Annotated in this window: 13 protein-coding genes; 8 read left to right on the forward strand and 5 right to left on the reverse strand. The window is 70.7% G+C overall.

Going from position 1 to position 12,400, the window contains the following annotated elements; genetic code table 11:
• Positions 1–5: 5 nt before the first annotated feature.
• Both OG588_RS01875 and OG588_RS01880 read right to left on the reverse strand, forming a co-directional pair.
• Positions 6–986: a TauD/TfdA dioxygenase family protein gene (locus OG588_RS01875; protein WP_405945731.1), complete on the reverse strand. Its 981-nt coding sequence runs from the start codon at positions 984–986 to the stop codon at positions 6–8.
• Positions 983–1,570 (reverse strand): HEAT repeat domain-containing protein, encoded by a 588-nt coding sequence (locus OG588_RS01880; RefSeq protein ID WP_405945732.1) that lies wholly within the window; start codon positions 1,568–1,570, stop codon positions 983–985. Before OG588_RS01880 ends, OG588_RS01875 begins: the two co-directional genes overlap by 4 nt.
• Before the next feature lie 137 nt (positions 1,571–1,707).
• On the opposite strand from OG588_RS01880, the gene OG588_RS01885 reads away from it, so the two are divergent.
• Together OG588_RS01885 and OG588_RS01890 are read left to right on the forward strand one after the other, a co-directional pair.
• On the forward strand, positions 1,708–2,538 hold the full coding sequence (locus OG588_RS01885) for an aldo/keto reductase (RefSeq protein ID WP_405945733.1): 831 nt from the start codon (positions 1,708–1,710) through the stop codon (positions 2,536–2,538).
• A 137-nt stretch (positions 2,539–2,675) separates the two neighbouring features.
• Positions 2,676–3,110 carry a cupin domain-containing protein gene (locus OG588_RS01890; RefSeq protein WP_366095219.1) on the forward strand — a complete coding sequence of 145 codons (435 nt, stop codon included), beginning with the start codon at positions 2,676–2,678 and terminating at the stop codon, positions 3,108–3,110.
• Between the two features lie 9 nt (positions 3,111–3,119).
• On the opposite strand, the gene OG588_RS01895 is transcribed toward OG588_RS01890, so the two are convergent.
• The 3 genes from OG588_RS01895 to OG588_RS01905 all read right to left on the reverse strand — a co-directional run bounded on the left by OG588_RS01895 (position 3,120) and on the right by OG588_RS01905 (position 6,404).
• Positions 3,120–5,495, reverse strand: coding sequence for a SpoIIE family protein phosphatase (locus OG588_RS01895; protein WP_405945734.1), 2,376 nt, complete (start codon positions 5,493–5,495; stop codon positions 3,120–3,122).
• 64 nt (positions 5,496–5,559) lie between these two features.
• Entirely contained in the window at positions 5,560–6,027 is a 468-nt protein-coding gene (locus OG588_RS01900) for a peroxiredoxin (protein ID WP_398844517.1), read from the reverse strand.
• Positions 6,024–6,404 carry a DoxX family protein gene (locus tag OG588_RS01905; RefSeq protein WP_405945735.1) on the reverse strand — a complete coding sequence of 127 codons (381 nt, stop codon included), beginning with the start codon at positions 6,402–6,404 and terminating at the stop codon, positions 6,024–6,026. The genes OG588_RS01900 and OG588_RS01905 overlap by 4 nt, the downstream gene beginning before the upstream one ends.
• Before the next feature lie 131 nt (positions 6,405–6,535).
• Here OG588_RS01905 and OG588_RS01910 point away from each other — a divergent pair, with 131 nt between their 5' ends.
• The 6 genes from OG588_RS01910 (at position 6,536) to OG588_RS01935 (ending at position 12,397) form a co-directional block, all read left to right on the forward strand.
• Positions 6,536–7,702, forward strand: coding sequence for an acyl-CoA dehydrogenase family protein (locus OG588_RS01910; protein WP_366095214.1), 1,167 nt, complete (start codon positions 6,536–6,538; stop codon positions 7,700–7,702).
• Entirely contained in the window at positions 7,703–8,470 is a 768-nt protein-coding gene (locus OG588_RS01915; RefSeq protein WP_366095213.1) for an SDR family NAD(P)-dependent oxidoreductase, read from the forward strand.
• Positions 8,471–8,603: 133 nt separating this feature from the next.
• The gene (locus OG588_RS01920) at positions 8,604–9,404 is read left to right on the forward strand and encodes a FadR/GntR family transcriptional regulator (RefSeq protein ID WP_405945736.1); all 801 of its coding nucleotides are present in this window, start codon (positions 8,604–8,606) and stop codon (positions 9,402–9,404) included.
• Between the two features lie 82 nt (positions 9,405–9,486).
• Positions 9,487–10,287 (forward strand): enoyl-CoA hydratase/isomerase family protein, encoded by an 801-nt coding sequence (locus tag OG588_RS01925; protein ID WP_398844509.1) that lies wholly within the window; start codon positions 9,487–9,489, stop codon positions 10,285–10,287.
• A gap of 2 nt (positions 10,288–10,289) precedes the next feature.
• Positions 10,290–11,261: an acyl-CoA dehydrogenase family protein gene (locus tag OG588_RS01930; RefSeq protein WP_366095210.1), complete on the forward strand. Its 972-nt coding sequence runs from the start codon at positions 10,290–10,292 to the stop codon at positions 11,259–11,261.
• Positions 11,258–12,397 carry an acyl-CoA dehydrogenase family protein gene (locus OG588_RS01935; protein WP_405945737.1) on the forward strand — a complete coding sequence of 380 codons (1,140 nt, stop codon included), beginning with the start codon at positions 11,258–11,260 and terminating at the stop codon, positions 12,395–12,397. The genes OG588_RS01930 and OG588_RS01935 overlap by 4 nt, the downstream gene beginning before the upstream one ends.
• The last annotated feature ends 3 nt before the right edge of the window (positions 12,398–12,400 follow it).

Consider the following 12,400-nt stretch of genomic DNA (forward strand, 5'->3'; position numbering starts at 1 on the left):
CGATGTCACCAGCGGCCGGGCTCGGTGCCGACGATCGGGTCCGACGACTTGCCGTCGACGCCGACCGGTATGTCGCCGGTGAGCATCACCCGGTGCATGGTCCGCGGGAAGCCGAGGTGGGCGTTGTCGCTGGGGGCGAGATGGATGGTGGCCCGGTTGTCCCAGAAGGCCACGCTGCCCGGCTCCCAGCGGAACCGGACCGTGTACTCGGGCCGGGTCGCCTGCGCGAGCAGCATCTCCAGGATCGCGGCGCTCTCCGCGCGGGAGATATCGGTGATCTGCTCCAGGTAGTAGCCGTTGACGAACAGCACCCGCTCCCCCGTCTCGGGGTGCACCCGTACCAGCGGGTGCACCGAGGCGACCTGGTGGTCCAGGAGGTGGCGGACGTACGCGTCGTCGCCGGGCCGCGGCTGATAGCCGACGCCGAGCCGGTGCTCGGCCCGCAGCCCGTCCACGAACTCCCTTACCGGCTGCGACAGTCCGGCGTAGGCGGCGGCCAGATTCGACCAGGTGGTGTCGCCGCCGTACGGCGGGACGGTCTCCGCGCGCAGGATCGTCGCGGCCGGCGGGTCGACGCGGGCGCCGTGATCGCAGTGCCACCCACGCAAAAGTGTGTGCCTGCGCCGCTCCAGCCACTCCTCTTGCTCCATGCCGAAGCGTCCGCCCAACTCCAGCCGGTCGGCGGTCGTTTCGACCTCGGGGAAGCCGGCCGGTGACGCGCTGCCGCGCCGCCCGAGCACGACGGGTTCCCCGAACCGGCGCGCGAACGCGACATGCCCGGTGTGGTCGAGCCGCTGCCCGCGGAAGAACACGACCTTCCAGCGCAGCACCGCCGCGCGGATCGCGGCGACCACGGCGTCGTCGAGCTCACCGGCCAGGTCGACACCGGTGATCTCGGCCCCGATGTGCCCGGAGGCGGGCCGCACCTCCATGCCGTCCACCCGCACCGTCCCGTCCGTCGTCGTACCGCTGCTGTCCGTCGTCATGCCCGCTCCGTCGTCGTACGTGCCCGGCCGGTCGTCCGCACCAGGCCCCCCACCGGGTCGTACCCAGGTCGTACGGGTTCCAAGGAAGATCGTGTCAGCGATCCCCGCGCGGGGCGACAGCGCCCCGGTCCGCCTCGGCTCCGCGCCGCGCGGCACGTGCGGGCCCGGGAGCGGTCCGGCGAGGAACGGGACCGCCGGGCGTGTACCACCCGGCCTTCTTGCGGACGACCGGGGACGGATCGTCGGCGCGGGCGCGGCTCAGTGCCGCGAGGGCGGCTGTGCACCCACAGTCCGACGAGTTCGACGGCCCTGGCCCGCACCTGCGGGTCCTGGTCCCGCTCCAGGAGTCGGATGCCCCGGGGCAGCAGCGCGAGACGGTCCGGGAAGCAGGCCGCCGCGTCCGGCTTGCACCGGTCGCAGGACAACGCGTGCACGGCCGCGATCCGCACCCGCGCGTCGGGGTCGTCGAGCCGGGCGGTCAGGTCGTCCACGGCGTCCCGGACGAGCAACTCGTCCAGCAGCTTGCAGCACTGTTCGCGCACCAGCGGGTGGGTGTGGTCGAGCCCCTCGCGGATCGCGGGCACGGCGGCTGCTCCACGCCGGAGCAGCTCACGGAAGGCTCCGGGACGGCTTTTCCACCGGGCGGGACGGCCTTGGTCCGGCGAGCGTGGGACTGCCCGCCCATACTGGGTGTGCCGCACAGTCAAGGGAAGGTCCGACCGTGATCAGCATCCCCACGCACACGCTCAACGACGGAACGAAGATCCCCGCCATCGGCCTGGGCACCTGGCCGATGGACGACGCCACGGCCGAGGAGGCCGTCGACGGTGCGTTGCGCCTGGGCTACCGCCTGGTGGACACGGCGACGAACTACCGCAACGAGACCGGCGTCGGCCGTGGCATCGCCCGCAGTGACGTGCCGCGCGAGGAGATCCTCGTGACGACGAAGCTGCCGGGTCGCCACCACGGCTACGAGGAGACCCTCGCGTCCTTCGAGGAGTCCCGGGCGCGACTGGGCGTCGAGCACGTGGACCTGTATCTGATCCACTGGCCGCTGCCCCGCGTCGGCAAGTTCGTCGATTCCTGGAAGGCGATGATCAAGCTCCGTGAGGAGGGTCTCGTCCGGTCGATCGGCGTCTCGAACTTCACCCCCGGGCACATCGAGCAGTTGGAGAAGGAGACCGGCGTCCTGCCCTCCGTCAACCAGATCGAGCTGCACCCGCTGTTCCCGCAGGACGAACTGCGCGCCTTCGATGCCGAGAAGGGCGTTCTCACCGAGAGCTGGAGCCCTCTCGGGCGCGGTTCCGAGCTGCTGAACGACCCCGCCGTCGTGACGGTCGCCGAGGCCTTCGATGTGACACCGGCCCAGGTGGTGCTGCGCTGGCACACCCAGCTCGGGGCCATCCCGATCCCCAAGTCGGCGGACCCCGACCGGCAGCGCGCGAACCTCGACATCTTCGGCTTCGAACTCGGCCCGGCCCAGCTGGCCGCCATCGCCGACCACACGCCGCAGCGGCTGGGCGGGGACCCGGAGACGCACGAGGAGTTCTGAGAGTTTCCGGGAAGTCACCGGGGCTCAGGGAAACTCTGGGAGTTCCGGGGGTGGGAGTCGGCGTTTCTGCCCCCAACTCGCCTTCCCTGCCTCTATGTTCACGGCGGATGCTCAGGATCTCATCGGAAGGTTCTCGTATGCGCACCGCGTTCCGTACCGCCGTGACCGGGTCGGTGGCCGCCGCCGCTCTACTGGTCGGCGGCACCGCCCAGGCGACCCCGGCGGGGCCCGGAGTCACCGCCACACTGATCAGCCAGACGACGATCGGCGACACCGACTACACCCTGCGCGAGATCACCATTCCGCCCGGCCAGGCCACCGGCTGGCACTACCACGACGGCCCGCTCTACGGCATCGTCAAGCAGGGCACGCTCAGCCACTTCGACTCCAGCTGCGCCTCCGACGGCGTGTACCGGGCGGGCAACCCCATCCAGGAGCCGGCCGGTTCGGGCAATGTGCACATCGGCCGCAATCTGGGGAACGTCCCTCTCGTCCTCGACGTGCTGTACGTCCTGCCGCACGGATCACCGTTCTCGGAGGACGCGCCGAACCCGGGCTGCCCCTTCGAGTGAGCCGAGCTGTCAGTCGGTCGGCAGCGGCTGTTCCGCCCAGATCGTCTTGCCGCTGCCGGTCTGCCGACTGCCCCAGCGCTGGGTGAGCTGCGCGACGAGGAGAAGTCCGCGCCCGCCCTCGTCGTAGGCGTGGGCTCGGCGCAGATGCGGTGAGGTCGAACTGCCGTCGGAGACCTCGCAGATGAGGGCGGAGTCACGGATCAGGCGGAGCTGGATGGGCGGTTCGCCGTACCGGATGGCGTTGGTCACGAGTTCGCTGACGACGAGTTCCGTGACGAAGGCCTCCTCGTCCAGTCCCCAGGCGGTGAGTTGCTCGGTGGCGGCCTGCCGGGCTCCAGCCACGTGCGCGGGGTCGGGTTCGATGTCCCAGGTGGCGACCCGGTCGGCGCCCAACGCCCTGGTACGCACCAGCAACAGGGCCACGTCGTCGCTGGGTTCCTCCGGCATCACGGCCTTCAGCACCTCGTCGCACAGCGCGTCCAGCGACTCGGCCGACGTGGTCAGCGCGCGGCACAGCTCGGCGGTGGCGTGGTCGATGTCCCGGTCCCGGTCCTCGATCAGACCGTCCGTGTACAGGGCGACGACAGCCCCCTCGGGCAGCTCCAACTCCACTGACTCGAAAGGGAGTCCGCCGACGCCGAGCGGTGGTCCCGCGGTCATGGGGACGAGGCTCGCGGTCCCGTCGGGCAGCACGACGGCCGGCGGCGGATGTCCGGCGGCGGCCATGGTGAGGCGGCGCGAGACCGGGTCGTAGACGGCGTAGAGACAGGTGGCGCCGAGTTCCGCGACCTCGTCGCCGGTGTCGTCCGTCGCGAGGTGGGTGACCAAGTCGTCGAGGTGGGTGAGGAGTTCGTCCGGCGGAAGGTCCACGTCGGCCAGGGTGCGGACGGCCGTGCAGAGACGGCCCATGGTCGCCGAGGACGGGATGCCGTGGCCGACGACATCGCCGACGACCAGGGCGACCCGGCTGCCGGACAGCGGGATGACGTCGAACCAGTCGCCGCCGATGCCCGCGAGCGACCCGGAGGGCAGATAGCGGTGGGCCACCTCGACCGCCGCCTGCCCGGGCAAGTCCCTGGGAAGCAGGCTGTGTTGGAGGGCGAGCGCGGTGGAGCGCTCACGGGCGAAGCGGCGCGCGTTGTCGATGCAGACGGCGGCCCGGCTGGCCAACTCCTCGGCGAGTACGGCGTCGTCGGCCGCGTAGTCTTCCGGGTTGGCCACGCGGACACCCACCGCGACGCCGAGGGTGGTGCCCCGCGCCCGCAATGGCACCGCGATCATCGAGTGGACGCCCTTGCGGTACGAACTGCCCTCGGGGAAGCGCGCGTTGCGTTCCTCGACCCAGCGGGCGAAGTCGGGTTCGCCCGCCTGACCGCGCACCGCTCTCCCCTCACGCAGGGCACGCACAGGCGGCGAGGACGGCGGGTAGACGTCCGCCTGCCCCAGGTGCACGGCGGCATCCGGTGCGCCCTCGATGACGGAGCCGTGGGCGACGCGCCGCAGCACGATCTCGCCGTCCGGGGTAGGCGGTGGTTCGTCCGCGCCGAGCACCCACGGCAGCAGGTCCACGCTGGCGAAGTCGGCATAGCGCGGCACCAGGATCTCCACCAGCTCCTCGGCGGTGCGGACCACGTCGAGGGTGGTGCCGATACCGGCTGCCGCCTCGTTCAGCAGGGCCAGCCGCTGCTGGGCGAGGTACTGCTCGGTGCTGTCGATCGCCGAGAGGGCGACCCCGGTCACCTCGCCGGAGTCGTCCTTGAGAGGCCACATCTCGATGCTCCAGGCGTGCTCCCTGTTCAGCGCGGGAGCACCGGCCCAACTGTTGTAGCGGACCGGTCTGCCCGTCTCGGCGACCAGGCGCAGGTTGTTCAGGAAGCTGTGGCTGTGTTCGGCGTCCTCCACGCTCTCCGGGAAGTACCGGCCGATCAGGACGTCCTCGGGCACTCCCATCACCCGGCAGGCGACGCCGTTGAGGCGGAGGTAGCGCTGCTCGGTGTCGAAGACGGAGAGCGACATCGACGCCTGCTGGAAAGCCTGCTCCGCCAAGGTGGGCACGGCTGCGGGCACAGGTGCGGGCACGGGTGCCGGTGCCGGTTCAGCGAGGGGCTCGGCGGTGATGACGTATCCGTCCGGTGCGCCGTCCGCGCCGAGCACCGGGCACGCCCGCACGGTGAGGGAGAGCGGGGTTCCGTCCCGGTGTCGTAGGACCAAGGGGCCCGCCAGCGCGGCCAGGGCCGTGGTGGAGGGGGGTTCGGCGAGCAGTGCCGCCACCGACCGGCCCACGGCCTCCTCGGCCGGGTATCCCGTCAGTGTCCGGGCACCGTCGCTCCACCCCGTCACGATGCCTCGGGCATTGATGACCGCCGTGGCGGAGGCCTGCTCCATATCGTCCAGGATGGTCCCATTACCGCGCCGCAACAACCGCGCTACGGCATTTGTGGTCCCTGTGTCACTTCCGGTGGGTACGGAGTGCGGCGAGGGCGCGGTCGGCGTGGGTGTTCATCCGCAGCTCGCTGGAGACGACCTCCAGGATCGTGCGGTCCTCGCCGATGACGAAGGTGGCCCGCTTGGTGGGCGCCAGCGAGAACCCGCGTTTCACCCCGAACCGTTCCCGGATCGTCCCGTCGGCGTCCGAGAGGAGCGGCATGCCGAGCGTGTGCTTCCCGGCGAACTCCTGCTGCTTGTCGACGGAGTCACCGCTGATGCCGACGGGCCGCGCGCCGACCGCCGCGAACTCGGCGGCCAGGTCACGGAAGTGGCAGGCCTCGGCGGTGCAGCCGGCGGACAGGGCGGCCGGGTAGAAGAACAGCACCACCGGCCCCTCGGTGAGCAGTTCCGTGAGGCTGCGCTCGGCGCCGGTCTCGTCCGGCAGCGTGAAGTCCTCAACCTTGTCACCGACGTTCAGGCGTCCTGTCATGACCGTCCCTCCCCATTCTTCGCGACATTGCGTGCCCACAGTACGAGAGGCACCTGCAGAGGCAGCCGCCCGTAGGCCGCCGCTTTCTGCGGGGTCGGCCGGTCCCGCCAGTCCAGCGCCATCTTCACGTTGGCGGGGAACACGCCCACGAAGAAGCCCGCCGCGGCCAGCGCGGCCGTACGCCGGGTGCGCGGCGCCGCGATCCCCGCGGCCAGCGCCAGCTCGACGACACCGCTCGCGTACGTCCAGGTCCGGGGCGACCCGGGCAGGGCGCTCGGGATCGTCGCGTCGAACTGTCTCGGTGCGGCGAAGTGGGCGACTCCCGCGGTCGCCAACAGACCGGCGAGCAGCAGCGACGAGCGTTCGGACCGCGACACGGTTCCTCCTCTGATGGCCTGCCGCGCGATATTACTCGACGGTAGGACGGTGCCGACTCGACGGTATGCCTCTACTGCTTCGGTCTGACCTTTGATATGTTTCGCCACCGGAACCGAAGAAGGGTCCGTGCATGGACTTCGAACTGACCGAGGACCAGGAAACGATCCGCAAGTCCGTCGCCGGACTGCTGCGCGACTTCGACGACCAGTACTGGATGGCGAAGGACCAGGCGCACGAGTTCCCGACGGAGTTCTACGACACCGTCGCGGGCGGCGGCTGGCTCGGGATCACGATCCCGGAGGAGTACGGCGGCCACGGCCTCGGCATCACCGAGGCCAGCCTGCTGCTGGAGGAGGTGGCAAGGTCGGGCGGCGGCATGAACGCGGCCAGCGCGATCCACCTGTCCATCTTCGGCATGCATCCGGTGGTGGTGCACGGCTCCGAGGAGCTGAAGCGCCGCACACTCCCGCGCATCGCCAACGGCGACCTGCATGTCTGTTTCGGCGTCACCGAACCGGGCGCGGGTCTCGACACCGCGAGCATCACGACGTACGCACGACGGGACGGCGACCACTACGTCGTCAACGGCCGCAAGGTGTGGATCTCCAAGGCCATGGAGTCCGAGAAGATCCTGCTGCTGACCCGCACCAGCAAGGCGGACGAGGTCGCCAAGAAGACCGACGGGATGACCCTGTTCCTGACGGACATCGACCGCGACCGGATCGACATCCGCCCGATTCCGAAGATGGGCCGCAACGCCGTCACCTCGAACGAGCTCTTCATCGACGACCTGCGCATCCCGGTCGAGGACCGCGTCGGCGAGGAGGGCCAGGGCTTCCGCTACCTCCTCGACGGCCTCAACCCGGAGCGCATGCTGATCGCCGCGGAGGCCCTCGGCATCGGCCGCGCGTCACTCGACAGGGCGGTCCAGTACGGCAAGGAGCGCATCGTCTTCGGCCGCCCGATCGGCATGAACCAGGCCATCCAGTTCCCCCTCGCCGACTCCCTGACCCGCCTCGACGCGGCGGAACTCGTGCTGCGCAAGGCGACCTGGCTGTACGACAGCGGGAGGCCCTGCGGGCGGGAGGCGAACACCGCCAAGTACCTGTGCGCCGACGCCGGGTTCACGGCGGCCGACCGGGCCGTGCAGACACACGGGGGCATGGGCTACTCCGAGGAGTACGCCGTGGCCCGCTACTTCCGCGAGGCCCGCCTCATGCGCATCGCACCGATCAGTCAGGAAATGATCCTGAACTACCTGGGATCACACACGCTGGGACTCCCGAGGAGCTACTGAATGACCGACAGCACAGGCCTGTTCGACCTCACGGGACGGTCGGCGCTGGTCACCGGCGCCGGGGGCGGCATCGGTTCCGCGGTCGCCGAGGCGCTGGCGCGCGCGGGTGCCGCGGTGCTGGTGACCGACGTCGACGAGTCGGCCGCGGCGGCCGTCGCGGGGAAGATCAACGCCGCCGGCCTGACCGCGGACAGCGCCGCACTCGACGTACGGGACCGGTCCGCCGCCGACGCGGCCGTGGCACGCGCGGCGACGCTCGCCGACGGGACGCTGCACATCCTCGTGAACAACGCCGGGGTCATCGCGCCTGCCATGTTCGACAAGCTGGAGGAGGAGGCGTTCCGGCGGGTCCTCGACATCCACGTGATGGGCACGTTCCACTGCGCGCAGGCCGCGCTGCCGTTCCTGCCGGAGGACGGCAGGGGGCGGATCATCAACGTCACCTCGTCGGCGGGCCTGGTCGGCACACTCGGGCAGGTCAACTACTCGGCCGCGAAAGCCGGGATCATCGGGCTGACGAAGTCCCTGGCCCGCGAACTCGCGCGCAAGCGCATTCTCGTGAACGCGTTGGCGCCGCTGGCCGCCACGCCCATGACGGAGACCATCCGCACCAACGAGAAGTTCTCGGCCCAGATGCTCGCCCGTATTCCGCTGGGGCGATGGGCCGAGCCGGCGGAGATCGCGGGCAGTTTCGTGTTCCTCGCCTCGGACGCCGCGTCGTTCATCACCGGGCAGGTCCTGCCGGTGGACGGCGGCATGGTGATGTGAGGGGCGGGCGCGTGCTGTGCGGCACGGTGATGTGACAGGCGGCGCGGTGATATGACAGGCGGCGCGCGTGCTGTGTTGAATGGTTCAGCCAAAGAGGCCGAAGAGCGCGGCTTCCGACGAGAGGCCTGAACCTGTGCAGAGCGCCGAGCACCCTTCCCGCACCCTCCGGGGACGCGCTACGGCCGGTGGACCCCGGCCACGCTTCGACACGCTCACCGTCCCCAAGGCCTCGGACGTGCTGGCGGCGGAGGTGCGGGAGCGGATTCTCTCCGGGGAGTTCACCGAGGGCATGGCGCTGCCGCCGGAACGGCAACTGGTCGAGCAGACGGGACTGAGCCGGGCGACGGTACGCGAGGCGCTGCGCATCCTGGAGGTCGAACGGCTGCTGGAGATCAGGCCGGGGCGCGGGGGCGGCGCCTTCGTGCACCGGCCGGGCCGTGAATCCCTTGCGAACACCGTGCGGCTGGTGATCCGGGGGCAGCGGATCCGCCTTGAGGACCTGCACGAGACCCGGGAGGCGATCGAGCCCGCGTGCGCGGCACTGGCGGCCAGGCGCCGCACGGACGCCGACCTCGCGGAGCTGGACGAGGCCCACGCGGACCTCGTCGCGGCCGGGGACGACATCCAGCGCTTCCTGCGCGCCAACATCCACTGGCACAACGCCGTGGCGCGGGCCGGCGAGAACGAGCTTCTCATCGGGTTCATGAGCGCTCTCTCGCAGTCGATCCACGCGGCCACCAACATCGAGCAGTTCATGGACGCGGACATCCGCAAGCTCACCGCCCGCGCGCACGCCCGGATCACCGAGGCGATCCGGGACCGCGACAGCGAGGCGGCGACGCGCCGGATGACGCGCCATGTGTGCGGCTTCGCCCGGGCGGCGGCCGAGGTTGACCGCCGGGACGGCGTGGAGCTCACAGATCCCGAGAACTGACCCAACCGAAGGTGAGAATGTGATTCTCTTCTTCGTGCAACACCATTGACAGTTTCGGTCTGACCTTTAATACCATCACGGTATGAGCAAGGTGACCCCCGTGCTGACCGTGGCCGCCGACGGAGACGTCCGCATCGTCACCCTCAACCGCCCCGACCGGCTGAACGGCGTGTCCGAGGAACTGCACCGACGCTTGTCCGAGGTGTGGCGCGAACTCGCGGACGACACGAAGGCCCGGGCCGTCGTCCTCACCGGCGCGGGCCGCGCGTTCAGCGCCGGCGGCGACTTCGACCATCTCCTACGGCACCACACCGACCCGGAGCTGCGGGAGCGGTCGATCCGCCTCGACCGCACCATCCAGACCGAGATGATCCGCTTCCCGCTGCCGGTGATCGCCGCCGTCAACGGCCCGGCGGTGGGCCTGGGTTGCAGCCTCGCCCTGGCCTGCGACCTGGTGCTGATCTCCGAGGACGCCTACTTCGCGGACCCGCACATCTCGGTGGGCCTGGTGGCCGGCGACGGCGGAGTCACTCTCTGGCCGATGCTCACCAGCCTGCTGCGCGTGAAGGAGTACCTCTTCACCGGGGACCGCATCCCCGCCCCCAAGGCGGTCGAACTCGGCCTCGCCAACCGCACGGTCCCGCCCGACGACCTCATGCGCGAGGCACTCACCCTGGCCCACCGGCTCGCGGCCCAGCCCGCCGAGGCCCTCCGCGCCACCAAGCTGGCCCTCGCGGCGGTCGTCGAGCAGGTCTCGCGCGGCGGTATGGAGGCGGCGCTGATGGCCGAGCGGGCCACGATGACCAGCCCGGACCACATCCGCATCATCACCGAACTCGCCGCCCGCGCCGAACTGCGCGCGAACCCCCCTGAGGAGAACTGAGCGTGGACCCCGAGGAGTTCGTCCTGGTCCGCGACATGGTGCGCTCGCTCGCCACCCGGCACGGCGTGACCTCGGCGGACGAAGTGAAGCCGTCGACCCGGACGACAGCCCAACAAGCCCTGGACGACACGGGTTTGGCAGATCTACGGCGCACCTCTCCCCCGGCGGCGACCGCCCAGGAGTGCGCGCTGCTCGCGGAGGAACACGGTCGCCGCCCCCTCACGACCTCGCTGCTCGGAACGGTCCTGCTGGCCCCGGAGTTGCTCCGCCTCCTCGGCGACGACGCCTCACCCGGGACTCCCACCATCGCGCTCACCCGCGAACTCCGCTTCCCCGGCCGGGCACCGACGGATCTCGTCGCCTGGGACTGCGAGGGAGCCGACAGCGCGCTCTGCGTCACGGCCGAAGGGACGGTCAACCGGGTCGAGTTGGGCCCGGCGGCACCGAGCACGGATCTCGTGCGCGCGGTGCGTGCGGTGCCGTCGGATGCTCCCGTGGAGGTCGTCGGCCGACTCGCCGCCGCCGACCAACTCCGTTGGCAGGCATACGCCCTTGTCGTCGTGACCGCCGAACTCGTCGGCGCGGCAGGCTCGTTGGTGGAGCAGGCGGTGCAGTACGCCCGCGATCGCCGCCAGTACGGACAGACCATCGGCTCCTTCCAGGCCGTACAGCATCTCCTCGCGGACGCGACGGTCCTGGTGGAGGCGTGCACCAGCGTCACGCGTTACGCGGCCTGGTGTCTCGACAACGAACCACCGGAGCGGGCCCTGGCGGCGGCACGGGTCGCGAAGGCGGAGGTCAACTCCTCGGCGCTGGACGCGGTTTACGCGGGGATGCAGGTCTTCGGCGGTATCGCCCAGACGTGGGAGCACATCGCGCACCTGTATCTGCGCAAGGTGCGGCTGGGCACGACGCTGCTCGCCACGACAGCCGATCTGCTCCCGGCGCTGGCGGCACCGAAGGTGACGCGATGACCGACACCCCGCTGGACTTCGGCGACCCGGCCGATCTGGACCGGCTGCGGCGGGAGTTCCGTGCCTGGCTGACCGAACACCCGCTCCCCGAGCGGCAGTCGGGCGAACCGGTACCGGTCTTCCTCCGCCGCTGGCACCGGCTGCTGCACTCGGGCGGCTGGGTCGGCCTCGACGTCCCGGAGCGCTACGGTGGCCGGGGCCTGACCGCGCTGCACCAGGTCGCGATCAGTGACGAACTCGGCGCCTGCCGGGCCCCGGGGGTCCCCCGGATCGGCTATCTCGCCCACGCCCTGCTGGAGTTCGGCTCGGAGGAACAGCGACTACGGTTCCTGCCAAGGATGTTGGCCGGTGACGAGGTGTGGTGCCAGGGCTTCAGCGAGCCCGGTGCCGGTTCGGACCTGGCGGGCATGAGCACCTTCGCCGAGCGGCACGACGACCACTACACGGCGCGCGGGCAGAAGCTCTGGACGAGCTACGCCCAGTACTCCGGCCAGTGCCTGCTGCTGGCCCGCACCGACCGCTCGGCACCGGCCCACAAGTCGATCTCGGCGTTCGTCCTCCCGCTGGACCGACCCGGCGTGACGGTACGGCCGCTGCGCGCGGCCAACGGCGACGACGAGTTCTGCGAGCTGTTCCTGGACGACGTCCGCATCGAGGAGTCCGAACGCATCGGGGCCGAGGGGGTCGGCTGGGCGCTGGCCATGACGACGGTGTCGTACGAGCGCAACGCCCTCGACACCGGGCACATCTCGAAGTACGGGCTGCTCGTCGAACGGCTGCAACGCCACGCCGCCGAGCGTCAAGGCAGCCTGCCCGACGGGCTGTTGTCCCGGATCGGCCGGTGTGTCGTGGACTACGAGGTCCTGGTGGCGCACGCCCGCCGCCGTACCGCCGAACGTCTCGCCGGGCAGGTCGCCGGCCCGGAGTCGTCCGTGGACAAGCTGCTGATGACGAGGACCGAACAGCGGCTCTACGACACGGCACTTGAGGTCTTCCCGGCCGAACTCTCCGGAGAGGGCGGTGAGTTGTTCGGCGACTACCTCTACTCCCGTGCGGCCTCCGTCTACGGCGGCACCTCCCAGATCCAGCGGAACATCATCGCCAAGCGGATCCTGCATCTGCCCTCGAACGGCTAGCCC

The organism is Streptomyces prunicolor (assembly GCF_045162825.1).
Classification (GTDB): Bacteria; Actinomycetota; Actinomycetes; order Streptomycetales; family Streptomycetaceae; genus Streptomyces; species Streptomyces prunicolor.

Excerpts from the sequence above, each read along its gene's own strand:
- OG588_RS01875 (WP_405945731.1), bottom strand. The coding sequence starts at position 986 with ATGACGACGGACAGCAGCGGTACGACGACGGACGGGACGGTGCGGGTG.
- OG588_RS01890 (WP_366095219.1), top strand. The coding sequence starts at position 2,676 with ATGCGCACCGCGTTCCGTACCGCCGTGACCGGGTCGGTGGCCGCCGCC.
- OG588_RS01915 (WP_366095213.1), top strand. The coding sequence starts at position 7,703 with ATGACCGACAGCACAGGCCTGTTCGACCTCACGGGACGGTCGGCGCTG.
- OG588_RS01895 (WP_405945734.1), bottom strand. The coding sequence starts at position 5,495 with ATGGAGCAGGCCTCCGCCACGGCGGTCATCAATGCCCGAGGCATCGTG.
- OG588_RS01910 (WP_366095214.1), top strand. The coding sequence starts at position 6,536 with ATGGACTTCGAACTGACCGAGGACCAGGAAACGATCCGCAAGTCCGTC.
- OG588_RS01935 (WP_405945737.1), top strand. The coding sequence starts at position 11,258 with ATGACCGACACCCCGCTGGACTTCGGCGACCCGGCCGATCTGGACCGG.
- OG588_RS01925 (WP_398844509.1), top strand. The coding sequence starts at position 9,487 with ATGAGCAAGGTGACCCCCGTGCTGACCGTGGCCGCCGACGGAGACGTC.
- OG588_RS01900 (WP_398844517.1), bottom strand. The coding sequence starts at position 6,027 with ATGACAGGACGCCTGAACGTCGGTGACAAGGTTGAGGACTTCACGCTG.